At 65.1% G+C, this 25,384-nt stretch carries 18 protein-coding genes and 2 tRNA genes; 6 read left to right on the forward strand and 14 right to left on the reverse strand.

The window, feature by feature from the left end:
• Positions 1-72: 72 nt before the first annotated feature.
• Together AZSP09_RS03835 and uvrB are read right to left on the reverse strand one after the other, a co-directional pair.
• Positions 73-600 (reverse strand): low molecular weight protein-tyrosine-phosphatase, encoded by a 528-nt coding sequence (locus AZSP09_RS03835; protein ID WP_130458474.1) that lies wholly within the window; start codon positions 598-600, stop codon positions 73-75.
• The gene (uvrB, locus tag AZSP09_RS03840; RefSeq protein WP_152089225.1) at positions 597-2,669 is read right to left on the reverse strand and encodes an excinuclease ABC subunit UvrB; all 2,073 of its coding nucleotides are present in this window, start codon (positions 2,667-2,669) and stop codon (positions 597-599) included. Before uvrB ends, AZSP09_RS03835 begins: the two co-directional genes overlap by 4 nt.
• A 143-nt stretch (positions 2,670-2,812) precedes the next feature.
• On the opposite strand from uvrB, the gene AZSP09_RS03845 reads away from it, so the two are divergent.
• Positions 2,813-4,021 (forward strand): amino acid aminotransferase, encoded by a 1,209-nt coding sequence (locus AZSP09_RS03845; protein WP_014237485.1) that lies wholly within the window; start codon positions 2,813-2,815, stop codon positions 4,019-4,021.
• A gap of 70 nt (positions 4,022-4,091) precedes the next feature.
• On the opposite strand, the gene AZSP09_RS03850 is transcribed toward AZSP09_RS03845, so the two are convergent.
• Entirely contained in the window at positions 4,092-5,840 is a 1,749-nt protein-coding gene (locus tag AZSP09_RS03850) for a hypothetical protein (protein WP_152089226.1), read from the reverse strand.
• Between the two features lie 62 nt (positions 5,841-5,902).
• Between AZSP09_RS03850 and AZSP09_RS03855 the strand changes: the two genes are divergently transcribed.
• Together AZSP09_RS03855 and AZSP09_RS03860 are read left to right on the forward strand one after the other, a co-directional pair.
• Positions 5,903-5,978 (forward strand) — tRNA-Asn (locus AZSP09_RS03855).
• A gap of 54 nt (positions 5,979-6,032) precedes the next feature.
• Positions 6,033-6,108 (forward strand) — tRNA-Asn (locus tag AZSP09_RS03860).
• A 127-nt stretch (positions 6,109-6,235) separates the two neighbouring features.
• On the opposite strand, the gene AZSP09_RS03865 is transcribed toward AZSP09_RS03860, so the two are convergent.
• Together AZSP09_RS03865 and AZSP09_RS03870 are read right to left on the reverse strand one after the other, a co-directional pair.
• Positions 6,236-7,375: an AI-2E family transporter gene (locus tag AZSP09_RS03865; RefSeq protein ID WP_130458472.1), complete on the reverse strand. Its 1,140-nt coding sequence runs from the start codon at positions 7,373-7,375 to the stop codon at positions 6,236-6,238.
• Complete coding sequence (locus tag AZSP09_RS03870; RefSeq protein WP_130458471.1) at positions 7,372-7,848, reverse strand: cyclic nucleotide-binding domain-containing protein; 477 nt, start codon at positions 7,846-7,848, stop codon at positions 7,372-7,374. The genes AZSP09_RS03865 and AZSP09_RS03870 overlap by 4 nt, the downstream gene beginning before the upstream one ends.
• 185 nt (positions 7,849-8,033) lie before the next feature.
• Between AZSP09_RS03870 and moaA the strand changes: the two genes are divergently transcribed.
• Positions 8,034-9,107 carry a GTP 3',8-cyclase MoaA gene (gene moaA / locus AZSP09_RS03875; protein ID WP_197739049.1) on the forward strand — a complete coding sequence of 358 codons (1,074 nt, stop codon included), beginning with the start codon at positions 8,034-8,036 and terminating at the stop codon, positions 9,105-9,107.
• A gap of 15 nt (positions 9,108-9,122) precedes the next feature.
• Here the strand turns inward: moaA and AZSP09_RS03880 are convergent, their stop codons facing one another.
• Positions 9,123-9,905: a CZB domain-containing protein gene (locus AZSP09_RS03880; RefSeq protein ID WP_152089227.1), complete on the reverse strand. Its 783-nt coding sequence runs from the start codon at positions 9,903-9,905 to the stop codon at positions 9,123-9,125.
• A 184-nt stretch (positions 9,906-10,089) separates the two neighbouring features.
• On the opposite strand from AZSP09_RS03880, the gene AZSP09_RS03885 reads away from it, so the two are divergent.
• Positions 10,090-12,009 (forward strand): putative bifunctional diguanylate cyclase/phosphodiesterase, encoded by a 1,920-nt coding sequence (locus tag AZSP09_RS03885; protein WP_130458469.1) that lies wholly within the window; start codon positions 10,090-10,092, stop codon positions 12,007-12,009.
• 41 nt (positions 12,010-12,050) lie between these two features.
• On the opposite strand, the gene AZSP09_RS19890 is transcribed toward AZSP09_RS03885, so the two are convergent.
• The 3 genes from AZSP09_RS19890 to AZSP09_RS03895 form a co-directional block, all read right to left on the reverse strand.
• A complete protein-coding gene (locus AZSP09_RS19890) occupies positions 12,051-12,209 on the reverse strand; it encodes a hypothetical protein (RefSeq protein ID WP_014237478.1) in 159 nt (52 codons plus the stop codon).
• A gap of 5 nt (positions 12,210-12,214) precedes the next feature.
• Positions 12,215-14,029 carry a translational GTPase TypA gene (typA, locus tag AZSP09_RS03890; protein ID WP_014237477.1) on the reverse strand — a complete coding sequence of 605 codons (1,815 nt, stop codon included), beginning with the start codon at positions 14,027-14,029 and terminating at the stop codon, positions 12,215-12,217.
• Positions 14,030-14,298: 269 nt separating this feature from the next.
• The gene (locus tag AZSP09_RS03895) at positions 14,299-14,685 is read right to left on the reverse strand and encodes a group II truncated hemoglobin (protein ID WP_014237476.1); all 387 of its coding nucleotides are present in this window, start codon (positions 14,683-14,685) and stop codon (positions 14,299-14,301) included.
• 47 nt (positions 14,686-14,732) lie between these two features.
• Here AZSP09_RS03895 and AZSP09_RS03900 point away from each other — a divergent pair, with 47 nt between their 5' ends.
• Positions 14,733-16,034, forward strand: coding sequence for a sensor domain-containing phosphodiesterase (locus AZSP09_RS03900; RefSeq protein ID WP_014237475.1), 1,302 nt, complete (start codon positions 14,733-14,735; stop codon positions 16,032-16,034).
• Here AZSP09_RS03900 and AZSP09_RS03905 read toward each other — a convergent pair.
• The 5 genes from AZSP09_RS03905 to AZSP09_RS03925 all read right to left on the reverse strand — a co-directional run bounded on the left by AZSP09_RS03905 (position 16,000) and on the right by AZSP09_RS03925 (position 25,164).
• Positions 16,000-18,243 carry a YgiQ family radical SAM protein gene (locus AZSP09_RS03905; RefSeq protein WP_232058876.1) on the reverse strand — a complete coding sequence of 748 codons (2,244 nt, stop codon included), beginning with the start codon at positions 18,241-18,243 and terminating at the stop codon, positions 16,000-16,002. The two genes, AZSP09_RS03900 and AZSP09_RS03905, sit on opposite strands and share 35 nt — an antisense overlap.
• Before the next feature lie 174 nt (positions 18,244-18,417).
• Positions 18,418-21,417 carry a bifunctional diguanylate cyclase/phosphodiesterase gene (locus AZSP09_RS03910; protein WP_152089229.1) on the reverse strand — a complete coding sequence of 1,000 codons (3,000 nt, stop codon included), beginning with the start codon at positions 21,415-21,417 and terminating at the stop codon, positions 18,418-18,420.
• Positions 21,418-21,546: 129 nt separating this feature from the next.
• Positions 21,547-23,148, reverse strand: a complete 1,602-nt coding sequence (locus AZSP09_RS03915; RefSeq protein ID WP_152089230.1) for a peptide chain release factor 3 — start codon at positions 23,146-23,148, stop codon at positions 21,547-21,549.
• Positions 23,149-23,388: 240 nt separating this feature from the next.
• Positions 23,389-23,769, reverse strand: coding sequence for a TFIIB-type zinc ribbon-containing protein (locus tag AZSP09_RS03920; protein ID WP_172974691.1), 381 nt, complete (start codon positions 23,767-23,769; stop codon positions 23,389-23,391).
• 381 nt (positions 23,770-24,150) lie between these two features.
• Complete coding sequence (locus AZSP09_RS03925) at positions 24,151-25,164, reverse strand: IS110 family transposase (protein WP_152089232.1); 1,014 nt, start codon at positions 25,162-25,164, stop codon at positions 24,151-24,153.
• Positions 25,165-25,384: the final 220 nt, after the last annotated feature.

Raw genomic sequence — 25,384 nt, forward strand, 5'->3', positions numbered from 1 at the left:
CAGGAAAAAGCCAGCTCCGTGGAGCTGGCTTTTTTTCGCCCTGAATTCGGGCAGGCACGATCCCAGGGGAAGTCAGGCCCGCTCAACGCTCCGGATACCGCCCCTGCCGGTGCCAAGCGGTTCTTCGCAGCCCAGTTCACGCTTGAGGGATTCGATAAGGCCGAGGGAGGCATCCTCCACCATGTCCAGCACCACATCGAAACCGTAGCCGAGTCCATAGTAGGGATCCGGCACCTCGTCCTCGTCGAAATTGCGGGCGTAGTGCATGAACAGCTTGAGACGGTGCTGACGCTCCGGCGGGCAGATAGCCCGCAGGCCTTCCAGATTGCGCCGGTCCATGGCCAGGATCAGGTCGAAATATTCCATGTCGTCGGGCGCCACTTTGCGCGCCCGCAGTTCGGACAGGTCGTAACCCCGCTCGGCAGCTGCCCGCTGGGTACGGGGATCCGGCGATTCGCCGACGTGGTAGCCGTGGGTGCCGGCCGAATCCACCTGGACCCGGGACTCCAGATTGTGCAGCTGCAGGTGCTTGCGGAAAACGCCTTCTGCCGTGGGGGAGCGGCAGATATTGCCCATGCAGACGAAAAGAACCTTGATCATGTCTCATCCCTGTCATGCACTGCCGCCCCGAAGGCCTGCTGCTTGAGGCGGAACAATTCATCCCGGGCCGCCGCTGCCTTTTCGAACTCCAGGTTCTTGGCTGACTCGAGCATCTGTTTTTCCAGCCGCTTGATTTCCTTGGCCAGATTCTTTTCGGACATTGTTTCATAAACCGCCTGTTGCTGGGCAGCCTTGAGTTCCTTCTGCGCCGCCTCGGGGTCGTAGACGCCGTCGATGATGTCCTTGATGCGCTTGGAGACCCCCTTGGGCGTGATGCCGTGGGCCTCGTTATGGGCCATCTGCTTGGCCCGGCGCCGCTCGGTCTCGTCCATGGCACGCCGCATGGAGTCCGTCACCCGGTCGGCATAGAGAATGGCTGTCCCGTTGAGGTGGCGGGCGGCCCGGCCGATGGTCTGGATCAGGGAACGCTCCGAACGCAGGAAGCCCTCCTTGTCCGCATCGAGAATGGCCACCAGGGATACCTCGGGGATGTCCAAACCTTCCCGCAGCAGGTTGATGCCCACCAGCACGTCGAATTCCCCCAGGCGCAGGTCGCGGATGATCTCCACCCGCTCCACGGTGTCGATATCCGAGTGCACATAGCGCACCTTGATTCCGTTTTCCCTTAAGTAATCGGTCAGGTCCTCGGCCATGCGCTTGGTCAGGGTGGTTACCAGCACCCGCTCGGAAACGGCGATGCGTTTGCGGATCTCGGAGAGCAGATCGTCCACCTGGGTCATGGCCGGACGCACCAGCACCACCGGGTCGATCAGGCCAGTGGGGCGCACCACCTGCTCCACCACCTGGCCCTGGTGCTGCTTTTCATAATCGGAAGGCGTGGCCGAAACGAAGATGGTCTGGCGCATCAGGCGCTCGAATTCCTCGAACTTGAGGGGGCGGTTGTCCAGGGCCGACGGCAGGCGGAAACCGTAATCCACCAGGTTTTCCTTACGCGAACGGTCACCCTTGTACATGGCGCCCACCTGGCCGATGGCCACGTGGGATTCGTCGATGAACATCAGGGCATCGGGCGGCAGGTAATCCAGCAGGGTTGGCGGTGCTTCACCCGGCTTGCGTCCGGACAGGTGGCGCGAGTAGTTTTCGATGCCTTTGCAAAAGCCCAGTTCGTTGAGCATCTCCAGATCGAAGCGGGTGCGCTGCTCAATGCGCTGGGCTTCCACCAGCCGCTGCTCCTTGTGGAAGAACTCCAGCCGCTTGCGCAACTCCTCCTTGATGCCCTCCACGGCCCGCAGCACCGTGGCCCGGGGTGTGACGTAATGACTGGAGGGATAGATGGTGAAACGGGGCAGCTTGTGCAGCAGGTGGCCGGTCAGGGGATCGAACAGTTGCAGGGTCTCGATCTCGTCGTCGAAAAGGCAGACCCGGATGGCGTGTTCCGCGTGCTCCGCGGGGAAGATATCGATGACGTCGCCGCGGACGCGGAAGGTGCCGCGCTGGAAATCCACCTCGTTGCGCTCGTACTGCATTTCCGAGAGGCGCTTGATGATGTCCCGCTGGCCGGCTTTGTCGCCCTGGCGCAGATGCAGGATCATGTTGTGGTAGTCGTCCTTGTCGCCGATGCCGTAGATGCAGGAGACGGTGGCCACGATCACCACATCGCGCCGCTCCAGCAGGCTCTTGGTGGCGGACAGCCGCATCTGCTCGATGTGGTCGTTGATGGACGAATCCTTCTCGATGAACAGGTCCCGGGAGGGCACGTAGGCTTCTGGCTGGTAGTAATCGTAGTAGGAGACGAAATACTCCACCGCGTTCTCCGGCAGGAATTCCCGGAACTCGGCGTAGAGTTGGGCCGCCAGGGTCTTGTTGGGCGCCAGGATGAGGGCCGGCCGGCCGGTGCGGGCAATGACGTTGGCCATGGTGTACGTCTTGCCGGACCCGGTCACGCCGAGCAGGGTCTGATAGGACAGACCGTCTTCCAGGCCCTCCACCAGCAGGCGGATGGCCTCCGGCTGATCCCCCGCGGGAGGGAACGGCTGGTGCAGGCGATAGGGGCTGCTGGGAAAGGTGACGACTTCCGCGGTTTGCGGGCTGCTGGGGGATGTGCTCATGTTAGAATTATCCGTTGCGCCTGTTGCTTCTGCTTTCGCTGCAGTGAATCATCGGCAGAACAACTTGTAAGCGCACATTATTCACCAACTCGCGGCATGGCGCATGGCGCAGCGCCGCATGACTGGCACAACAGGAGCAACGCATGAGTTCGTCGATCTTTGCTTCCGTGGAGATGGCTCCGCGGGACCCGATTCTTGGTCTGACCGAGGCGTTCAACGCCGACACCCGCGCTACCAAGGTTAACCTGGGCGTTGGCGTCTATTACGACGACAACGGCAAGATTCCCCTCCTCGCTGCCGTCAAGGCCGCCGAGAAGGCCCGCCTGGAAACCATGCCGCCCCGCGGCTACCAGCCCATCGAGGGCCTCAACGCCTACAACCAGGCTGTGCAGAACCTGCTCTTCGGTGCCGGTTCCGAGCTGCTGGCCGCCGGCCGCGTCATCACCGCCGAAGCCCTGGGTGGCACCGGCGCCCTGAAGATCGGCGCCGATTTCCTCAAGCGCATCTCCCCCAACGCCAAGGTTTACATCAGCGATCCCTCCTGGGAAAACCACCGGGCCCTGTTCGAGTCCGCCGGTTTCGTGGTGGAAAACTATCCCTACTACGACGCCGCCACCCGCGGTGTGAACTTCGCCGGCATGAAGTCCTTCCTGGAAGGCCTGGCTGCCGGTTCCATCATCATCCTGCACGCCTGTTGCCACAACCCCACCGGTGCCGACCTCTCCGACGCCCAGTGGCAGGAAGTGGTGGACGTGTGCAAGGCCAAGGGTCTGGTGCCCTTCCTGGACATGGCCTACCAGGGCTTCGCCGACGGCATCGACGCCGATGCCGTGGCCGTGCGCGCCTTCTCCGCCTCCGGCCTGCAGTTCTTCGTTTCCAGCTCCTTCTCCAAGAGCTTCTCCCTCTATGGCGAGCGCGTCGGCGCCCTGTCCGTCGTCACCGCCAGCAAGGAAGAGTCCGCCCGCGTCCTGTCCCAGGTGAAGCGCGTCATCCGCACCAACTACTCCAACCCGCCCACCCATGGCGGCGCCGTGGTGGCCGCAGTGCTGTCCACTCCCGAACTGCGCCAGATGTGGGAAGACGAACTGGCCGGCATGCGCGACCGCATCCGCGCCATGCGCGTGGCCCTGGTGGACAAGCTGAAGGCCAAGGGCGTGGCCCAGGATTTCTCCTTCGTGGTGAAGCAGCGCGGCATGTTCTCCTACACCGGCCTCACCTCCGCCCAGGTGGATGTACTGCGCAACGAGTTCGGCATCTACGCCGTGGGTACCGGCCGCATCTGTCTGGCCGCCCTCAATAGCAAGAACATCGACGCCGTGGTCGATGCCATTGCCGCCGTGCTGAAGGCCTGACAGCCAGCTGCAACTGCATGAAAAAGGGCGAGGTTTCCACCTCGCCCTTTTTTTCGCCCTATCTCTCGATTCAGCGGCGCCCGCCGCGCAACACCGGAGCCTCCAGAGTACCGCCCAGGGTCAGGGGCATGCGCAGCACGTTACCCTTGCCACCCACCTGGACATCTAGGCTGCCTCCCAGGCTGCCATCGACATTCACCGCAGCGACACCGGAAGCACGCAACAGGCCGGCAGTCAGCTGCAGGTCGTAGAAGCGCTTGCCCAGCAGGTCCACCCGGACCTTGCCGCCCAGTTGTTCAAAGCGGGTCTCACCGCCGCGCAGCGGCTCGCTCGATGCCCGCCGCACGGCCTCTGCCAGATCCACCGGCAGCAGCCCCCGGTTCACCACAAAACTGCCCTCTCCCTGGGCCAGGCTCAGGGGACGCGACCATTCGGCCGCCCGGCCGCTCAGGCGCAGGGAGGCATCGACCTGCCCCTCGCCCTTCGCCCCTCCCAGCAGCAGTTGATTAAGCCGGGCCAGGGAAAGATGCTTGAGCACCAGATCCGTTTCCAGGCGCACTCCGCCGTTCCAGTTGAGGGAAAGGGAGCCGCTCACCTGCCCCTCCAGGGTTCGGCTATCGATACTGGACAGGCGCAGCCCGTCCCGGGTCAGAAGCCCCTGGGCATTGAGGGAATCAAAACGGAGATGACTGTCCTTCACCGGCTCCCAGCCCAGTCCTTCCAGGCTCAACTGCATCCCCCCCGGGGCCTGGGTCAGGTCCAGGGACAAGGTGCGGGCCTCGTCATGCAAGGACAGGCGCAGGGGCATGGCAGCCCCTTCCGGCACCAGGGTACCAGCGAGGGGACCAAGGGACTGGCCGCCCAACTGGAGCGTGATCTCCCCCAGTTCGATGGCGGGGAAAACCACCGCCGCCGCCCGCGCCCCCTGGACCCATTCAGAGACGCTGGCCAGGACCGGCAGAGGAAGGCTCACGCCACGCACCTCCACCTGCTTCAGGGTCCGCCACTGTCCCAATTGGGGCAGGAAACGCACGCTGCCGATGGCAATCCCCTCGCCCTGGCCCACGTGCACGCCTTCCAGCACCAGCCCGGGATGGGGCAGGAAGGTGGCGTGCAGCCGGGCCGCCTTCACCGGCTGCTGCAGCATGCGGGTCAGTACCGCCTCCACCTCCGGCCGATGGTTGTCATAGGGATACAGCAGCAGCGCCGCAAGAGCCAGCCCCAGGGCTGCGCACACACCCCACAGCGCCTTGCCCAACGGCCCCAGGGGAGCACGTCCCCCGCGACGGATGGGACGGATGCCCGTCTCTTCGCCTGCCGGCACCTTCTTCGGCCGCGACGCCTTGCCGCCCTCGGCCGACGCTTCCGTCTGGGTGGACCAGCCGGCCAGCCAGGCGACCGTGGGCGGCTTGTCAGCAGGCGCCGAGCCAGCCTGTGGCGCCGTCTCGGCCGGGGACGCCACCGGTGCCACAGCCTCCTGCGCTGCCGGTACGACCTGGACCTCTTCCTGGCGGGAATTGCCGCCGAAGGCGGAAAGCTGGCCCAGGGCCACTTCCTTGACCTTCTGCACCACCGCCGTGCCCTTGTCCCAGACCGACGGCTGCTCCAGCACGGGGGCGATAAAGCCGTCCTTTTCCAGTTCGCTGAGGGCGCTCTCCACCAGCTGCTCGTTGCCCACCCTTTCCCCCAGGTCGGCAACGCTGGTTCGTCCGTCCACCAGGATCAACACCATGCGCAAATGACGCTGCACGAGGCGGGTGCGTTGACGCATTGCCTCCTCACCCGCGGCGGTCTTTTCGTAGATCAGATTCGTATCCATATTTTTTTAATGATCCGATTGACGACGTTAATTTTGAAAACTATAATTCGCGCCTCTTCTGTTCCCCGATAGCTCAGTTGGTAGAGCGCCGGACTGTTAATCCGTAGGTCCCTGGTTCGAGCCCAGGTCGGGGAGCCAAGAATTCAGAAGGCAGCCGCAGGGCTGTTTTGCAGCAAGGTTAGTTGTAGTAGTTCCTCGATAGCTCAGTCGGTAGAGCGCCGGACTGTTAATCCGTAGGTCCCTGGTTCGAGCCCAGGTCGGGGAGCCAAATTCAAGCGGCCCGCATTCGTGCGGGCCGTTTCCGTTTACCGCAGCGACACCGCCTTCCCGGCTGGCCCGGACAGGCCGCACCCCCACTCTACGCGCAAGCGACGGCGCCCGCCAAGGGGCCAATATCACAGCAGGTCCCCGGTCACCGCCGCGTGCCGCAGGCGGCGGGCATGGGCATGGCGGGCCTGCAGGCGGGGATCGTTCACCACCTGCCCCACGGTTTCCCCCAGAACCATCACCACGCCGAGCAGGGGCAACACCAGCATGAGGCCGGAGATGCCCGCCACGGCACCGCCGACGAAAATCATGATCACCGTCAGCAGCGGATGCAGGTGCAGACTGCGCCCCACCGTCATGGGCATGAAGAAGAAATCGTCGAGCAGGCGCACCAGGATGAAGAGGCCGATGGCACCGTAGGCCATACCCGGATTGCCGGGAAAATCCGTGGCTGCCACCAGCACCACCACCGCGCAGCCGAGGATGGAGCCCACATAGGGAACCCAGGCCAGGACGGCGGTCACCAGCCCCAGCAGGAAGGGGGCCGAAATCCCCAGGGCCCACAGCCCCAGGGCCAGGGTCAGGGTGTCGAGCAGGGTCAGCTTGAGCAGGCCGGTGAAGTACATGCGGGCGGTGCGATCCACTTCGTCCAGCAGGTACAGGGTGCGCTCGAGAAAGGCATTGGGCACGGCATGGATGATGAATTTCTTGAAACGCCGCCCGTCCCGCAGGAAAAAGAAGGCCAGGAAAGGCGCCAGCAGCAGGGAGGGCAGCCAGGCCGCCGCCAGCATCACCGCGCCGGCCAGGTTGCGGGAGACGAAATTGGCGGAAAAATCGGAGATGCCCTTGCGCACGCTATCCGTGAGATGGGCCTGGGCCAGGAACTCAAAACTGTTTTCCAGGGAGGACAGACTCCCCAGGACGAAGCCCACGCCGCCGGCAAGATAGCGCCCGCCCCACTCGTTCCAGCTCACCGCATGGGCGGCAATCCAGGGCGCCGCCAGGCCCAGGGCGCCGCCCAGGAGAAGGAAGGCACCAAAGCAAACCAACGAGGCACCGGCAGTGACGGAATAGCCCGCCAGCACCAGTCGCAAGACAGCGGGCAGGAGGGCGTAATAGATGATCAGGGCCAGAATGAAGGGCACCACCAGCCACAGGATTTTCTGGAAGAGGAACAGCAGCAGGCAGGTCGTGCCGAGGATGCAGGCCCACACCAGGGGGCCCGCCGCACGGGGCTGGCGGGGGAAGGGGCGGACCACAGGGCTCACGCCACCACCTCCTGGGGCTGAGGCTGGGGCAGGCTGATGCTGCGCAACCGCTGCCCCAGATGGCGGGCCAGCTGCAGGGAAATCTTGGAGGCGATGAGGGCATGGGTCTGCAACAGGCCGACGAACTCGCCGCGGAACATCACCGCCAGGGTGCTGTCGTCCAGGGCCCGGGCCTGGGCCATGCGGGGGCTGTCGTCGAGCAGGGCCAGTTCGCCGAAAAAGCTGCCACCCCCCAATTCGGCCAGGGGCGTATTGCTGTGACCCGGATGGAAGATGCCGATGCGGCCGTCCAGGGTGAAATAGATGCCCTGCCCGTCCTCCCCCGCATCGAAGACCACCTCGCCGGCCAGATAGCGGCGTTCATGCAGCAACAGGTCCACAATCACCAGCTCCCGGACGCTGAGGTCCTGGAACAGGGAAATGGAGCGAAGGCGCTTGAGCCGGGGCGATTCCTTGGTGGCGAAGCGGAACATGGCAGACGGACCGGGCTGTGGAGATAGGGCATCATAAGCCATGTATGACGTATGGCACACCCCGGAGGTAAAACCACCGACGGCCTTGGCGACGAAAAACGGATTTGACCCATATCATGGGCGCCCCGGATAAAACCAATGAAGCTCGATCTGGTCCAACCGCCATCCCCGACAGCCAAGTAATCATGCAGAACGACAGCCTGCCGCCCCGCTCCGGCCTCCTCGCCTTCCCCCCGGACAATGCCGCAGCCATTGCCCTGCCGCCGGGCGCCGGCCCGCTGCAGGACGGCCACGGGCGCCGCATCAGCTATCTGCGCCTGTCCCTCACCGACCGCTGCGACTTCCGCTGTACCTACTGCATGGCCGAGGACATGACCTTCCTGCCCCGGCACCAGGTGATGAGCCTGGAAGAGTCCCTGCGCCTGTCCCGCCTTTTCGTCGGCCTGGGCGTCAGCAAGCTGCGCATCACCGGCGGCGAACCCCTGGTCCGGCGGGACGCCCTGTGGCTGCTGGAGCGGCTGGCCGCCCTGGAGGGCCTGAAGGAACTGGTGCTGACCACCAACGGCTCTCAGCTGGAACGCTTTGCCGCGCCCCTGGCCCGGGCCGGCGTGCAACGCCTCAACATCAGCCTGGACAGCCTGCGCCCCGAGCGTTTCCGCGCCATCACCCGCATCGGCGACCTGCACCAGGTGCTGCGGGGCATCGCCGCCGCCCAGGCTGCCGGCTTCCGACGCATCAAGCTGAACACGGTGATGATGCGCGGTACCAACGACGATGAACTGGCGGACCTGGTGGCCTACTGCATGGCCGAAGGGCTGGACATCGCCTTCATCGAGGAAATGCCTCTGGGAGACCTGGGCCACGGTCGCAGCGGCACCTACTTTTCCTCCGACGAAGCCCTGTTGCGCCTGCAGGAACGCTTTCCCCTGCAGGCCAGCGACGAGAGCAGCGGCGGCCCGGCCCGCTACTGGCGCATTGCCGGCAGCGAGACCCGGGTCGGCTTCATCTCGCCCCACTCCCACAATTTCTGCGACACCTGCAACCGGGTACGGGTCACCGCCACCGGCGAGCTTTATCCCTGCCTCGGGCAGAACGACGCCACCCCCCTGTTGCCCCTGCTGCGCCGCCACCCGGAAGACGACGAACCGGCGCGTCAGGCCATTCTGCGCACCCTGGGCATGAAGGCCCTGGGCCACGATTTCACCCGCCAGCTGGATGCGCCCCAGGTGGTGCGCTTCATGTCCGCCACCGGCGGCTAGGCAGCGCCGTCCGCTTCAGCCCAGGCTGGCCAGCTGGGAAGCCGCCAGAAGGGGAATGAGGGCGCCGCCGGAAGCGCTGTCGCCGATGAAGGCCTGGGGCACCAGGCTGCCCAGACGGCCCCGGGCCGGATGCACCTCGGCCGCGGTGACGGAGCGGATGTCCAGCACCCGGTCCACGCCCAGGGCGGTGCGCTGGCCCGAGTCATTGAGGATCAGGGCCAGGGGCCGCTTCAAAGTAGGCACCAGGGCGATGACCGTATCGAACAGCGCCAGCAGTTCCGCCAGCACGCCCTGCCGGGCCGCCTCCAGGGCTGCCAGGGCCTCCTCCCGCCGACCGGCCGCCACCTGGCCGAGCAGCACTTCGGCCAGGCCATGGACCAGGGCGTGGGGATGCTCGAACTGGGACAGCAGCAGGGCCAGCCGCCGGTCCTCGGTGCGGAAGGCGTAGAACCACTGGCCGAAGGCGCACTCCCGGGGACTGTGGGCCTTGGTGAAAGGAATGTCGTGGCGCAGCGACTGCTCCAAGGCGGCCATCCAGTCCAGATGGTCCTGCCGCCGCCGGGGCAGGGTCTGGGCCAGCTCGTCGAATTCGCGGAACACGCTGGGTTCCCCCAGGGGGTCCCACAGCGGCCGCCAGGGAATGGCCTGGCCCTGGAACAGGATCATGCTGCCCTCGGCGGAAATGCCCTGCCGTCCCTCCTCGCCGCCGAGGGAAAGGATGTGTTCCACCTCCTGCAATGGCAGGGCCAGGGTTTTCCTGCCGACCTGGAATATGACCAGCGACTGCTCATCGGCCATGGGGTTGCTCCTTTAACTTGCCTTGTCCGGATGCAGAATAAGCCAAAAGTAGTAGATAGGGATGGCAAGATGGCGCCAGACGCTCTAACCTTGACGATACTGCGGCCGTCCGCCGCCGGAAAACCGTTCCGGCCGGCGGGGCGCTCCGCCCAACCCGGCCCAGACCGTAGACCAGACTGAGTCCATGCCCCAGATCCTGCCCCTCATCCTCGGCACCGCCGACAGCACCCCGCCCCAGGGCGTCGGGCTGCACCGCAGCTGGCACTCCTGGCCGCCCCTGCTGTTGCTGGCCGCCTGCATCAGCGCCGGCCTGGCGGCGGTGTATGTGGAGCAGCCCTGGCTGTCCTGGCTCACCTTCCTCGCCTGCGGCGTTGCCGCCGTCTGCAGCGTGCGGGAAATCGTCATCCTGCGCCGTGCCGCCCGGGCCTACGAACTGGCCATGGAAGGGGCCCACGACGGCATGTGGACCTGGAACCCCCTGAGCAAGGAGCTGACGGCCGGCCAGCGCCTCCACGCCATTCTCGGCTACGGCGAAAACTTCCTGATGGATACCCACGCCTGGCTGACCCTGGTGCATCCGGAAGACACGGCCCGCTACAACCGGGCAGTGTCCGAGCACCTCAAGGGGCTGACCCCCCACTTCTATTGCGAGTACCGGGTGCGGGCCAAGAGCGGCGAGTACCGCTGGATCGCCTCCCGCGGCATCGCCGTGCGGGACGCCCGGGGCGTTGCCACCCTGATGGCCGGCTCCGTCACCGACATCACCGAGCGCAAGCTGCACGAGGAGCGCATGCGCTACCTGGCCCACCACGACCAGCTGACGGGCCTGCCCAACCGGCTGCTGCTGGCGGACCGCCTGCCCCAGGCCCTGACCCGGGCCAAGCGCCAGCAGAGCCGGGCCGCCGTGCTGTTCGTGGACCTGGACCGTTTCAAGAACATCAACGACTCCCTCGGCCACAACCAGGGCGACCGGCTGCTACAGAGCGTGGCCCGCCGCCTGCAGGAATGCCTGCGCCAGTCCGACACCATCGTGCGCCAGGGCGGCGACGAATTCATCGTCATCCTGGAAGACCTGCAGCTGCCGGAACAGGCCGGCCAGATCGGCGCCAAGCTGCTGGAAACCCTGGCCAGCCCCTACCGGGAGGATGGCTACGACTTCTTCCTTACCGCCAGCATCGGCATCGCCCTCTATCCCGACGACGGCGACGACGCCGACACCCTGCTGCGCAATGCCGACACCGCCATGTACGAGGGCAAGTCCAGCGGCGGCAACACCGTGCGCTTCTACACCGGCCGCATGAACGAGCGCCTGCAGTCCCGGGTCAGCCTGGAGAACGGCCTGCGCCGGGCCCTGGAGCGCGACGAGCTGCAGCTCCACTACCAGCCCCAGATCGACCTGGCCAGCGGTCGCCTGCTGGGGGCCGAAGCCCTGCTGCGCTGGAACGACGGCGGCCGCCTGATCCCGCCGGACCAGTTCATCCCGGTGGCCGAGGAAACCGGCCTCATCGTCCCCATCGGCCTCTGGGTGCTGGACACGGCCATCGCCCGGGCCGCCGCCTGGCGCCGCCACTGGCAACTGCGGCAAGGCATGGGGGCCACGCCGCCGCGCATCGCCATCAACCTCTCGGCGCGCCAGTTCTGGGGCGGCGGCATCGCCGAGCACGTGCTGCTGCGCCTGGAACGGGAGGGCCTGCCGCCCTCCACCATCGAACTGGAAGTGACTGAATCCGTGCTGCTGCGGCAGGAGGCCGACTGCCTGGAGGAACTGCGGCGCCTGCGGGAGGCCGGCGTCGGCCTGGCCCTGGACGACTTCGGCACCGGCTATTCCTCCCTCTCCTACCTGCGCCTGCTGCCCATCGACACCCTGAAGATCGACAAGTCCTTCATCTTCCCCCTGGACGAGGATCAGGACGGGGAGGCGGCCGCCATCGTGCGCGCCATCCTGGCCATGGCCCACACCCTGGGGCACAAGGTGGTGGCCGAAGGCGTGGAGCGGCAGACCCAGCTGGAATTGCTGCGGACCATGGGCTGCGACAGTTTCCAGGGCTACCTGGAAAGCCGCCCCCTGCCGCCGGAGGCCTTTCTCCAGCGCTATTGCCCCTGAGGGGCCGGTGCGGGCGAATTGATCAGACTTCCGGACGGAAGTCAGTAATAGACGCGGCAGAAGCCGCTGGCGGTGACAGGCTTGGCGACGGTGCCGAGCCAGAAGAAGAAAAGACAAAGGGCGGCCACGAAGACCGCCCAGCGCACCGCCCGCCGGTGCCGGGCAAGGAATGCGCGACAGGGCAGGCAGCGGTTCAGCATGAGGCTCAGGCGTCGGAACGGGCCGCGCGCTTGCGGTCGTTCTCGGAGAGGTGACGCTTGCGGATGCGGATGGACTTGGGCGTGATTTCCACCAGTTCGTCGTCGTCGATGAATTCGACGGCGGATTCCAGGGTCAGCTTGATCGGGGTGGTCAGACGCACGGCCTCGTCGGTGCCGGAGGCACGCACGTTGGTCAGCTTCTTGCCCTTGATGGGGTTCACCACCAGATCGTTTTCCCGGCTGTGGATGCCGATGATCATGCCTTCGTACAGCTTGTCGCCGGGGCTGACGAACATGCGGCCCCGATCTTCCAGGTTCCACAGGGCGTAGGCCACGGCCTCGCCGTTTTCCTGGGAGATCAGCACGCCGTTGTGGCGGCCGGGCAGGTCCGGCTTGACGGGCTTGTAGTCGTCGAAGATGTGGCTCATCAGACCGGTGCCGCGGGTCATGGTCATGAAGTCGGACTGGAAGCCGATCAGACCCCGGGCGGGAATGTGGTATTCCAGGCGGGTGCGGCCCTGGCCGTCGGATTCCATATTGGTCAGCTCGCCGCGGCGACGGCCCAGTTCTTCCATGACGGCGCCCTGGTGGGAATCTTCCAGGTCGATGGTCAGGTTTTCGTAGGGTTCGCACTTCTCGCCGTCGATGTCCTTGAAGACGACGCGGGGCTTGGCCACGGCGATTTCAAAACCTTCGCGGCGCATGTTTTCCAGCAGGATGGTCAGGTGCAGCTCGCCCCGGCCGGAGACGCGGAAGACGTCGGAGTCGGCGGTGTCTTCGACACGCAGGGCCACGTTGGTCAGCAGTTCCTTGGTCAGGCGGTCGCGGATCTGGCGGCTGGTGACGAACTTGCCTTCGGTGCCGGCCAGGGGGGAGGAGTTCACCATGAAGTCCATGGTCAGGGTGGGCTCATCCACGGTCAGCATGGGCAGACCGACGGGGTTGTCCTTGTCGGCGATGGTCAGGCCGATACCGATTTCCTCGATGCCGGAGATGATGACGATGTCGCCGGCCTCGGCCAGTTCCACCGGCACCCGGTCCAGGCCCTGGAAGCCCAGCACCTGGTTGATGCGGCCGGAAGCCACCTGGTCGCCGTGGTTCATCACGGCCACGGCCTGGCCGGGCTTGATGCGGCCGTTGAGCACGCGACCGACGCCGAGACGGCCGGTATAGGTGGAGTAGTCAAGGGCGGCAATCTGCAGCTGCAGAGGAGCCTCGGGATCGCCGGCGGGGGTGGGCACGTGGGACAGCACGGTCTCGAACAGGGGGCGCATGTCGCTGGACTCTTCTTCCAGGGACAGCTTGGCGAAGCCGTTGAGGCCGGAGGCGTAGATGATGGGGAAGTCCAGCTGCTCGTCGGTGGCGCCCAGCTTGTCGAACAGGTCGAAGGTCTGGTCCACCACCCAGTCAGGACGGGCACCGGGACGGTCCACCTTGTTGATCACGACGATGGGACGCAGACCCAGGCCCAGGGCCTTCTTGGTGACGAAGCGGGTTTGCGGCATGGGGCCTTCGACGGCATCCACCAGCAGCACCACGCCATCCACCATGCCCAGCACCCGTTCCACTTCGCCGCCGAAGTCGGCGTGCCCCGGGGTGTCCACGATGTTGATGTGGGTGCCTTCGTATTCGATGGCGGTGTTCTTGGCCAGAATGGTGATGCCCCGTTCCTTTTCCAGGTCGTTGGAGTCCATCACCCGCTCGTCCACCTGCTGGTTTTCGCGGAAGGTGCCGGATTGGCGGAGGAGCTGGTCCACGAGGGTGGTCTTGCCGTGGTCCACGTGGGCAATGATGGCGATGTTACGGATCGGACGAGACATGAAGATTCGCTAAAAAAAGAATTCGGTGGGGAAGATGGGGCGTTGGCGGTCGACAGCGGCCAACCCTTTTTTGGAAGGCCGTGATGATAGCACAATCAGCCCCTTGTTTTTGCAGCGCAATATGGTTTTTTACGGGCCATCACGGACAGGGGCGCCAGTACTGCCCCTCCGCCCAGGCCATGCCGGAAGGCCCGTCCCGCCTGCCCCGGCGGGCAGACACCGGGCGCCGGGAGGCCCCGACACCCCGGCGGCGCTGCCGGCGGGGACCCCTAGCCTTCCCGGTTGCGCATGAAATCGGCGGTGTTGTAGAAATTGACGCCCAGCTTGAGGCGCAGGGCTTCCTCCACCCCCACCTCCTCCATGGCCCGCACCATGCACTTGACCCACTGGTCCCGGGACTCGGTGCCGATGGAAAAGGGCATGTGCCGGGCCCGCAGCCGCGGATGGCCGAACTGCTGCACGAACAGGTCGGGGCCGCCGAGCCAGCCGGAGAGGAACATGAACAGCTTGTCCCGGGAGCCGTCCAGGGTGGGCGGATGCATGGCCCGCAGTTCGGCGAACTCGGGCTCCAGGTCCATCAGGTCATAAAACCGGTCCACCAGTTCCCGCAGGGATTGGGGGCCGCCCAGCATTTCATAGGGGGTACGCTCTTGCATATGACTTTTGGTCTAGAATATTGAGAACTTTGTCCAGGAACTTCATTTTGAACAGTTATTGCATCCCGACCATCATTGGCGAGTCGGGATATGCCGAAATAATCGCCGCCCTGGAGCCGGCGCAAAACGGGGAGCCTGCCGGCAGCCGCATCGGCCGTTTCGGCGATGTGGCCATTTCCAGCCATTTTCAGCCCATTTTCAGCCTTTCCCACCGGCGCATCGTCGGCCACGAGGCCCTGATGCGGGGCCACGGCCCGGGGCAGACGCCCATCTCCCCCCTGGACCTGCTGGGGCGGGCGAACCGGGATTATCCCACGTTGTTGCACCTGGACCGTCTGGCCCGGGCCACCCACCTGCACAATTTCGCGGCCCAGCCGGAAGCCGACGGCTGGCTGTTCATCAACATGTCGCCGGAGGTCTTCCTCAACGGCCCCAACCTCAAGGCCGACGAACTGGTCAGCGCCCTGCTGCGGGACACGGGCCTGGCGCCCCAGCGCCTGGTGATCGAGGTGCTGGAGGAGGCGGTGCAGGACAACAGCCGCTTCCAGGCCGCCGTGGAATTCTTCCGCAGCCTGGGCTTCCTCATCGCCCTGGACGACTTCGGCGCCGGCCATTCCAACTTCGACCGGGTATGGAGCATCCGCCCCGAAATCGTCAAGCTGGACCGTTCCATCATCGTCCAGGCCGCCGCCGACCCCAAGATCCGCCGCACCCTGCCCCAGATCGTCTCCCTCTTGCACGAAGCCGGGGCCATGGTGCTGATGGAGGGGGTGGAAACCGCCGACGAGGCCTACATCGCCCTGGAGTCCGACGTGGATTTCGTCCAGGGCTACTATTTCGGCCGCCCTGCCCCCCGGGTCAGCACCGACGCCAGCGCCGGCCTTGCGGTGAACGACCTGTGGCAGACCTTCGACGCCCGCTGGCTGCGGGACAAGCGCAGCTACCACGAGAACATCGCGCCCTATTTCAACGCCCTGGGCTACGCCTCGGTGCTGCTCTCCGCCGGCCGCTCCCTGGAGGAGGCCTGCGCCTCCTTCCTGGAACTGGAAAATGCCGCCTTCTGCTACCTGCTCGACGCCCAGGGCCAGCAGATCGGCACCAACCTGTGGAGCAGCGACGCCTCGCCCAACCAGGACGCCCGCTTCGCCCCCCTGGCCAAGACCAAGGGCGCCCGCTGGGCCCGCCGACCCTACTTCCGCCGGGCCGTGGAGAATTTCGGCAAGGTCCAGGTGACCCGGCCCTACCTCTCCATCTCCAGCGCCAGCCTGTGCGTCACCCTCTCCTGCAGCTTCAAGGTGAACGGGGAACTGCAGGTTATTTGCGGCGACGTCCGCTGGGAGCAGCGCTAGGCTTGGCTCCCGGACGGGGCGTGCCGCGAGGGCCCGCCCCTTCTGCCTGACGCCGTGCCTGGCATGAAGAGCCGCGTCCTGTCTGGCCCCCAGCCTTGCCTGCTGCCGGCTTCCGATTGCCGCCCTGAGGCCGGCCCGCGGCGCCGTCCCGCGCCTCCCGGGCGTCCCGCCGCACCATGGCCTCGGCCTTCATGCCGGTGCCCGGGGGCTGGAAGATGGGAATCAGGTGCCGCTTGCCGTTGCCGATGAGGTCGGAGCGACCCATCTCCTTCAGGGCCTCCCGCAGCAGGGGCCAGTTCTCCGGGTCGTGGTAGCGCAGAAAAGCCTTGTGCAGCTTGCGCTGGCGTCCGGCCCGGGCCGTCTCCACCACTTCCGAGCCGCGCCCCACCTTCTTCAGCGGATTCCTGCGGCTGTGCCACATGGTCGTCGCCAGGGCCATGGGCGTGGGCAGGAAGGTCTGCACCTGGTCCAGGCGGAAGTTGTTGTGCTTCAGCCACAGGGCCAGGTTGAGCATGTCCTCGTCGGTGGTGCCCGGGTGGGCGGCGATGAAGTAGGGAATCAGGTACTGCTCCTTGCCCGCCTCCTTCGAGAACTTCTCGAACATCTGCTTGAAGCGTTCGTAGGTGCCGATGCCCGGCTTCATCATCTTGTTGAGGGGCCCCTCCTCCGTGTGCTCCGGCGCGATCTTCAGGTAGCCGCCGACGTGGTGGGTCACCAGTTCCTTGACGTACTCCGGCGACTGCACCGCCAGGTCGTAGCGCAGGCCGGAACCGATGAGCACCCTTTTGACCCCGGGAATGGCCCGGGCCTTGCGGTACAGGCTGATCAGGTGGGAATGGTCGGTGCCCAGGTTCTCGCAGATGCCGGGGAAGACGCAGGAGAGGCGGCGGCAGGAGGACTCGATCTTCTTGTCCTTGCAGGCCAGGCGGTACATGTTGGCGGTGGGGCCGCCCAGGTCCGAGATGGTGCCGGTGAAGCCCGGGGTCTTGTCCCGGATTTCCTCGATTTCGTGCAGGATGGAATCTTCCGAACGGCTCTGGATGATGCGCCCCTCGTGCTCGGTGATGGAGCAGAAGGTGCAGCCGCCGAAGCAGCCGCGCATGATGTTGATGGAGAAGCGGATCATCTCCCAGGCCGGGATTTTCGCATCGCCGTAGGACGGGTGCGGCGCCCGGGCGTAGGGCAGGCCGTAGACGTGGTCCATCTCCGGCGTGCTCAGGGGAATGGGCGGCGGGTTGAGCCACACATCCCGCTCGCCGTGGGCCTGGACCAGGGCCCGGGCGTTGCCGGGGTTGGATTCCAGGTGGAAGGTGCGGGAGGCGTGGGCGTACAGCACCGGGTCCTCCACCACCTGCTCGTAGGAAGGCAGGCGCACCACGGTCTTGGCCCGCTGCTCCTTGCGCGCCGCCACCCGTTCGGCGGCAGGGACGAACTTGAGGGGCAGCACCGCCACCTCGCCGCCCTGCTCCGCCGCCTGGGCCTGGGCGGCAAAGGGCGGGGCGCTGCGGGGGCCGCTGTCACCCATTGAATAAGGATCGGGATGGGCATCCACCTTGCCGGGAATGTCCACGCTGGTGGAATCCACCGCGCCCCAATCCTCGCCGGGCAGCCAGCCCTTGGGCACCATGAAGGCGGTGCCGCGCAGGTCGCGGATGTCGCCGATTTTCTCGCCCCGGGCCAGGCGGTGGGTCAGTTCCACCAGGGCCCGTTCCGCATTGCCGAAAATCAGCAGGTCGGCCTTGGAGTCGGGCAGCACGGAACGCCGCACCTTGTCGCTCCAGTAGTCGTAATGGGCGATGCGGCGCAGGGAGGCCTCGATGGAGCCGAGCACCACCGGCGTCCCCGGATAGGCTTCCTTGGCCCGCTGGGCATAGACGGTGACGGCCCGGTCGGGGCGCTTGTTGGGCTCGGCATTGGGGGTGTAGGCGTCGTCGGAGCGGATTTTCCGGTCCGAGGTGTAGCGGTTCACCATGGAATCCATGTTGCCGGCGGTGATGCCGAAGAACAGGTTGGGTTTGCCCAGGCGCTTGAAGTCTTGCGCCGAATGCCAGTCCGGCTGGCTGATGATGCCGACGCGGAAGCCCTGGGCCTCCAGCAGGCGGCCGACCAGGGCCATGCCGAAGCTGGGGTGGTCGATATAGGCATCGCCGGTGACCAGGATCACGTCGCAGGAATCCCAGCCCAGCTTGTCCATCTCCTCCCGGCTCATGGGCAGGAAGGGGGCGGTGCCGAAGCGCTGGGCCCAGTATTTGCGGTAGGAGGTAAGAGGCTTAGGCGATTCCATGGTGGCGACGAGAGGGGCTAATGAGGGCCAAGGCCCGCCGCCGCCCGCGGGCAACGGCAAATGAAAGGGGCCGGGGCGCCGCCAGGGCTCCCCGGAACATCAGATTGCTTCGGCTCCGGCAGCCAGCAACTCGGGCACCTGGAGCGCCGGCACCGGCCGGCTGCAGAGGAAGCCCTGGAATTCGTGACACTGGTGCAGCCGCAGGAAGTCGAGCTGCTCGTTGGTTTCCACGCCTTCGGCAATGACCTTGCGTTCAAGTTCCCCGGCCATGGCGATGACCATGCGCACGATGGCCGCGTCGCCCTGGCTGCTCACCACATCGCGGATGAAGGAGCGGTCGATCTTGATCTTGTCGATGGGGAAACGCTTGAGATAGGACAGGCTGGAATAGCCGGTGCCGAAGTCGTCGATGGAAAGCCGCACGCCCAGGCACTTCAGCTCTTCCAGGATGCCCACCATGCGTTCCAGCTCCTGCATGATGACGCTTTCGGTGATTTCCAGCTCCAGCCAGCGGGGTGCCAGGCCGGAGGTCATGAGGGCGGCGGAAACCATGGCCACCAGGTCGTTTTCCTGGAACTGCAGGGCGGAAAGGTTGACCGCCACCACCATGGGCGGCAGGCCCTGGTCCTGCCACTGGCGGTTCTGCCGGCAGGCCTCCTTCAGGACCCAGGCGCCGATGGGCAGGATCAGCCGGGTTTCCTCCGCCAGGGGAATGAAGTCCGCCGGCGAGACCATGCCCAGTTCCGGATGATTCCAGCGCAGCAGGGCCTCGAAGCCGTTGATCTGGCCGCTGCCGATCTCCACCTGGGGCTGGTAGTGCAGTTCCAGCTGGTCCAGCTGCAGGGCCAGGCGCAGTTCGCTTTCCAGGCGCAGGCGCTCCACCACCCGCTGGTTCATTTCCGGCGCGAAGAAGTGGTAGGAATTGAGGTTGCTGTTCTTGGCGTGGTGCATGGCCGTATCCACGTTGCGCAGCAGCAGGGCCACATCGTTGCCGTCCTGGGGGAACAGGGTGATGCCGGCGCAGGCGGTGGTCACCACGTCGCTGCCCTGCATCTGGATCGGATGGGCCAGGATGTCCAGCAGATGGCGCACCACGGTGGCCACGGAACGGCTGTCGTCGCGGCCGTCGATGAGGATGCCGAACTGGTCGCCCCCCAGGCGCCCCAGGATGTCGTGGGGCCGCAGGCCCTTGCGCAGCCGCTCGCCCACCCGGCGCAGCAGCTCGTCGCCGGCGGCGTGGCCGAAGGCGTCGTTCACCCGGCTCAGCTGGTCCAGGTCCAACAGCACCAGGGCGCCCTGGCAGCCCTCCTGCAGCCACTCGCCGAGAATGCGGGAGAACCACTGGCGGTTGGGCAGGGTGGTCAGCTGGTCTACGTTGGAGAGGGTTTCGATCTGGGCCTGGGCCGCCTTCTTTTCCGACAGGTCGGTGACGAAGGCCACCTTGTTCACGATGGCGCCCTGCTCATTGACGATGGCGCCGATGTTGCACCACACCGGGCAGTCGCTGCCGTCCTTGCGCCGGGCGATGGCCTCGCCCAGCCAGTTCTCGCCCCGGTCCAGGGTGGCGCGGATCTGGGCGCGGAAGTCGGGTTCGTTGCAGGGCGAGGCGAGGAAATCCGGCTGCTGGCCGGCGCTCTCCTCCACCGTATAGCCGGACAGCTCGGCAAAGGCGTTGTTGAAGGTGACGATATGGCCCGTGGCATCCAGGATCAGGATGGCCTCGATGCTGTGGTCGAAAACGTGGGTGATGAGGCGGCGCCGCTCCTCCGCCTCGTAGCGGGAGGAAATGTCCCAGGCGACACCCGCCAGGGCCCGCACCTGGCCGGCGGCGTCGAACACCGGCGCCCGCAGGAACTCGAAGGGCACCCGGCCCCGGGGCAGGTCCAGCCACACCTCTTCCCGCAGGGGGCTGCGGGCTTCGATCACCCGCAGGCGGCCTTCCGTCATGCGGCGGGTTTCCTCCTCCGAGAACAGGTCTTCCACCCTGTGGCCGATGACCTCTTCCATGGGGCGGCCGGCATAGCGGCAGAAGGCCTCGTTCACCGACAGATAGGTGCCTTGCGTATCCAGCAGCCAGGCCGGATCGGGAATGGCGTCGAGCAGGGCCAGGCTTTCCCGGTTCTTCTCCTCCGCCGCCCGGCTCATGCGCTGGGCCAGGGCCGTGGCCGCCGAGAAGCGGCGGTGCCAGACCAGCACGGTGAAGGCCAGGGCCACGGTCAGCACCAGGCCGAGGCAGGCATAGATCAGGGCCCGATGCCGCCAGGAAGCGAGGACGTCGTCGATGGCATAGCCGACGGTGACGAGGAAATCGTGCTCCGGCAGGGCGCGGAAGACGAACAGGCGGTCCATGCCGTCCAGCTCGCCGGTGCGGATGAAGGAGCCGCTGGTCTCACCCCGTTGCAGGAAGTCCTGGGTCGGGCTGTTCGCCACCGGCTGCCCCATGCGCGCTTCCAGGTGGGGCCAGCGGGCCATCAGGCGCATGTCCCGGGTCCACAGGGCAATGGTGTCCCGGGGGCCCAGGTTGAGGGTGCCGAACAGGGATTCGAAATACTTCACCTGCAGGGAGGCCAGCACCACGCCCTGGAAGGTGCCCCCTTCATCCTGCAGGCGGCGGGCCGCCACCAGCACCCAGTCGCCGGTGACCCGGGACTGCATCGGCCCCGACACCACCAGGCCGGCACCGGGCTGGTCCTGGAGCAGGCGGAAATAATCCCGGTCGGCGATATTGACGTTGCTGGCCAGGACGCCGGAAGCATCGTAAATGTAGCGCCCCTGGGTGTCGGCGACGCGGAAACTGAGGGCCTCGGGGAACATGCCGAGGGAGCGGTTCAGTTCCGGCTCCAGTTCCTCCCGGGGGCGTCCTGCCGCCACCGCATATTGATGGCGGCGGACGAACTCCTGCAGGCGCAGGTCCACCTTCTGGATGGAGCCCTGCAGGCTGCTCTCCAGCACCCGGGCGAGGGCCTCGCCCTGGCGCCGGGCCGCATCCATGGCCATCTCCCGGGATTGCAGCACGTCCATGGAAATCCATACGACCAGCCCCAACCAGAGCAGCCCGACCAGCGTCGCCAGCAGATAGGTGGAGCGCCGCAAGGGCATCCGGAGTTCCTTGAAAAATAGGGAGTTTGAAGCGGGGATTGTACGCCGCAGGCCGCGGCGAACCAAGCAGGACGGGGCTTCGGGCCGACCCGAAGCCCCCGCGGGGATTGGCGTTCCGCCCGCCCCCGTTTAGCCCCGGTTGCCCAGGGTCACCGTGTGTTCCCGGGTGGCGTGGAACTGCACGCTGGGGTAGCGCTCCTGGGTCAGGTCCAGATTGACCCGGGTCGGCGCCAGATAGGCCAGGCTGCCGGAGGCATCCGTGGCCAGGTTGCCCATGTTCTCCCGCTCGAAGCGGTTGAAGTCCTCGGCCTTGTCGCAGGTCACCCAGCGGGCGCCGAAGAGGGATTTGTTCTCCAGCAGGATTTCCACCCCGTACTCGGCGGCCAGGCGGTGGGCCACCACCTCGAACTGCAGCACGCCCACGGCCCCCAGCACCACTTCGTAGCCGGAAAGGGGCTTGAACACCTGGATGGCGCCCTCCTCCCCCAACTGCTCCAGGCCCTTCTGGAACTGCTTGATCTTGGAAGGGTTCTTGGGCCGGGCGGCGCGGAACATTTCCGGCGCAAAGTACGGAATGCCGGTGAAGTGCAGGTTCTCGCCCTCGGTGAAGGAATCGCCGATTTCGATGCTGCCGTGGTTGAACATGCCGATGATGTCGCCCGGATAGGCATCGTCAATGGTGGCGCGGCGCTGGGAGAGGAACGCAACGACTTGAGTCGCCCGGATTTCCTTGCCGGTACGCACCTGCCACAGCTTCATGCCCCGCTCGAAACGGCCCGAGCAAACGCGCAGGAAGGCCACCCGGTCCCGGTGAGCCGGGTCCATATTGGCCTGGATCTTGAAGATGAAGCCGGAGAACTTGCCCTCTTCCGGCGCCACGGCCCGCTCGGCCGATTCCCGGGCCTTGGGCGGCGGCGCGTTGGCCACCAGGGCGTCGAGGATTTCCCGCACGCCGAAGTTGTTGATGGCGGAGCCGAAGAACACCGGCGTCAGCTTGCCGGAGAGGAAAGGCTCGGCCTCGAACTGGTGGGCGGCAGCCAGCAGCTCCAGGTCTTCCTTGAGCTTGGCGATTTCCATGGAGAAGCCGGCCAGGGACGGATGATCCAGGCCCTTCACCACTTCCGCATCCTTGCCTTCGCCGGGAGTGAACAGGGCCACGGAATCGCTGGCCAGGTGATACACACCACGGAAGGTCTTGCCCATGCCGATGGGCCAGGTCACCGGCGCGCACTGGATCTTCAGCACCGATTCCACCTCGTCCAGCAGCTCGAAGGGGTCGCGCACTTCCCGGTCCAGCTTGTTGATGAAGGTGAGAATGGGCGTGTCGCGCATGCGGCACACGTCCAGCAGCTTGATGGTCTGGGGCTCCACGCCCTTGGCCCCGTCGATCACCATGAGGGCCGAGTCCACGGCGGAAAGCACGCGATACGTATCTTCCGAAAAGTCCTGGTGGCCCGGGGTATCAAGCAGGTTGATGACACAGTCCCGATAGTCGAACTGCATCACCGAGCTGGCCACGGAAATGCCCCGCTGCTTCTCGATCTCCATCCAGTCCGAGGTGGCATGGCGGCCGCTCTTGCGGGCCTTCACCGTACCGGCCGCCTGAATGGCGCCGCCGAACAGCAGCAGCTTTTCGGTCAGGGTCGTCTTACCCGCATCCGGGTGCGAAATGATGGCAAAGGTCCGCCGCCGCTGGGCTTCCGCGGCAATGGCCTGGAGTTCTGCGCTCATGGAAAAACTTTCAGGGGAATCAAGGTAACGGCGAAGGTAGCTGCGCAAGGCCGGCGGCAAGCGAAAACGCCCCCGACCGGCTGGTCAAGGGGCGGGATTGTACCACTGAGGGGGTGGGAGACTGGAGAAAGGGCCTAACGTTCAAGGTAAGGGGCGCTGCGCGGCGCTTTATCGCGCAGCGTCCAGCGACCAAAGGGAGCGGCCTTGACCGCAGTGTTAGGCATCGCAGGTGGTAAGTCACTAGACATCTGGAATTAAACTACAAATATCGGCAACCAAATTAACGATATCACCGAGGCCTGAAATGTCTGAGATTTGCGCGGTGTTCGATGCAGATAGCGTGCCCAAGTGCGCACTTGTCTTTAACAGGTCTGGTTTCTGAGGGAGACCAAGATACGCGATAAGCTTCTCATACTCACCGCGATCAAGCCAAACACCAAAGCACTTGGAGCAAACATCGATCTCAATGCCTTTGAACAGAAACGACATCATTGGGCTTTCATCGTTCGGGCAAGCGACTTTGCTCTGTTGTTCTGCGGACGCCTTGGAGTCTTTGGATTTTGCGTTGTGTATTTCGAGAGCGGCTTTGGCGCGGATTTCACGGAAGAAATCGCCGGGCACAAAATTACCAGAGCACGTTTCACATCGGTGAACAACGTGCGTGCCAATGGGTATTGGATTTAGCTTCGATTGGTCAAGCGCGCAATGCATTCGTGATGCCTAACTAGTATCTATGGACTCCCCCGATTTGCAAGTAAGAAACAAGTGGTTGGTTCTTTGGTAACAGCCTGCAGGAATCTATCCGGCCTACTTTGATACCCGTCGGTATCGGCCCTGATGACATTCGCTCCGTGGAAGCCTCATTAGTAGAGCGGCCTGGATGCGGCCAAACACGTTATCAGGCTGGTTCCACGTCGGTCTGCACCGTTGTCCCATCAACTCATTTCGCTCGCAATCTTCAGGCGGGAATCGTTCTGATCAATCGGTGGATCAAAGCAAGCCTTAGCTTGCCACCTGGTATTCAGTACCACGGGATAGCATTGCCCAAATGATACGTGCATTTTTGGCAGCCAGTGCAACCGCGGCCACGTTCGTACAACTGCGCTCTTTGAGGGCTTCTGCCCAGACGCTCTTTCGATCCGTTCTGCCTGTCGTCAGTCGCAATACCGAGCGGGTACCGTGTATCAGCAAGGTGCGCAGGGTGACATCGCCCCGTTTGCTGATGGAACCGAGTTTCGTCTTGCCGCCGCTGGAATTTTGCCGGGGCGTCAGCCCCAGCCAGGCGGCAAACTGTCGGCCACTCTTGAAGGTGCTGGCATTGCCGACGCTGGCGACCAGCGCGGTCGCAGTCACCGGGCCCACGCCCTCAATGGCCATCAGCCGACGCGCCGGTTCGCAAGCCTTGGCCAAGGCCGATATCTTGCGATCGTAAGCCAGAATTCTTTCGTCGAGTGTGCGTAGGCGGTCGTGCAGGTCGCCAATGGTTTCCCGGGCCAGGGGTGGCAGTTGACGACCACCGGCGCCAATCTCGCCCAGCAGTCGCCGTGCCTGGGCGATACCTTGTCCGATCACAATCCCGAATTCACCCAATAGCCCACGCACTTGATTGACCAGCGCGGTTCGCTCAGAGACAGTCAGGGCTCGAACCCGATGGACGGCGAGCACCGCTTGGGCCTCTTCCGACTTGACCGGTACAAAGCGCATGTTCGGCCGACCTACGGCTTCACAGATTGCTTCGGCATCGTTGGCGTCGTTCTTGCCACTCTTGCGGTAGGGAGATACGAACTGGGCGGCCATCAGACGGGCATCGTGGCCCTGTTTGATCAATTCACGCGCCCAGTAATGGGCCCCCGCACAGGCCTCGATGCCAATCAGGCTGGCCGGCGTATTGGCAAAAAAGGCGAGAACTTCTCCGCGGGAAAGCGTCTTCTTGAGCACTGTCTTGCCCTGCATATCCACGCCATGGACCTGGAAAACTGTCTTGGCGATATCCAGACCAACGCGAGCAACCTTCATGGCACACCTCCTTCACGAGCTCACAGCACTTTGGCTGCAATGCCTTCAGTGTCCCGCTGGGCGGGTGGGGGAGTCCATTTCATTAGTAGAGGACAAAAACGTCCAATAAAACGGGGACGTGTCCAATAAGCTGGAATACCGGACAGGCCACAAGCCAGCAACCATGCGGCATTCCACTTCCTTATTACTTATTTGCATAATTCTCCCCGCCTACAAACCG

The sequence above is a fragment of the Azospira sp. I09 genome (assembly GCF_009177135.1).
Classification (GTDB): domain Bacteria; phylum Pseudomonadota; class Gammaproteobacteria; order Burkholderiales; family Rhodocyclaceae; genus Azospira; species Azospira oryzae.

Bases quoted from the DNA above. Each gene is read 5' to 3' on its own strand.
- AZSP09_RS03895 (WP_014237476.1), bottom strand. From the start codon at position 14,685: ATGCAAGAGCGTACCCCCTATGAAATGCTGGGCGGCCCCCAATCCCTG.
- AZSP09_RS03925 (WP_152089232.1), bottom strand. From the start codon at position 25,164: ATGAAGGTTGCTCGCGTTGGTCTGGATATCGCCAAGACAGTTTTCCAG.
- AZSP09_RS03880 (WP_152089227.1), bottom strand. From the start codon at position 9,905: ATGGCCGATGAGCAGTCGCTGGTCATATTCCAGGTCGGCAGGAAAACC.
- AZSP09_RS03835 (WP_130458474.1), bottom strand. From the start codon at position 600: ATGATCAAGGTTCTTTTCGTCTGCATGGGCAATATCTGCCGCTCCCCC.
- AZSP09_RS19890 (WP_014237478.1), bottom strand. From the start codon at position 12,209: ATGCTGAACCGCTGCCTGCCCTGTCGCGCATTCCTTGCCCGGCACCGG.
- AZSP09_RS03845 (WP_014237485.1), top strand. From the start codon at position 2,813: ATGAGTTCGTCGATCTTTGCTTCCGTGGAGATGGCTCCGCGGGACCCG.
- moaA (WP_197739049.1), top strand. From the start codon at position 8,034: ATGCAGAACGACAGCCTGCCGCCCCGCTCCGGCCTCCTCGCCTTCCCC.
- AZSP09_RS03870 (WP_130458471.1), bottom strand. From the start codon at position 7,848: ATGTTCCGCTTCGCCACCAAGGAATCGCCCCGGCTCAAGCGCCTTCGC.
- uvrB (WP_152089225.1), bottom strand. From the start codon at position 2,669: ATGAGCACATCCCCCAGCAGCCCGCAAACCGCGGAAGTCGTCACCTTT.
- AZSP09_RS03885 (WP_130458469.1), top strand. From the start codon at position 10,090: ATGCCCCAGATCCTGCCCCTCATCCTCGGCACCGCCGACAGCACCCCG.
- AZSP09_RS03850 (WP_152089226.1), bottom strand. From the start codon at position 5,840: ATGGATACGAATCTGATCTACGAAAAGACCGCCGCGGGTGAGGAGGCA.
- AZSP09_RS03915 (WP_152089230.1), bottom strand. From the start codon at position 23,148: ATGAGCGCAGAACTCCAGGCCATTGCCGCGGAAGCCCAGCGGCGGCGG.
- typA (WP_014237477.1), bottom strand. From the start codon at position 14,029: ATGTCTCGTCCGATCCGTAACATCGCCATCATTGCCCACGTGGACCAC.
- AZSP09_RS03905 (WP_232058876.1), bottom strand. From the start codon at position 18,243: ATGAGCCGGGAGGAGATGGACAAGCTGGGCTGGGATTCCTGCGACGTG.
- AZSP09_RS03910 (WP_152089229.1), bottom strand. From the start codon at position 21,417: ATGCCCTTGCGGCGCTCCACCTATCTGCTGGCGACGCTGGTCGGGCTG.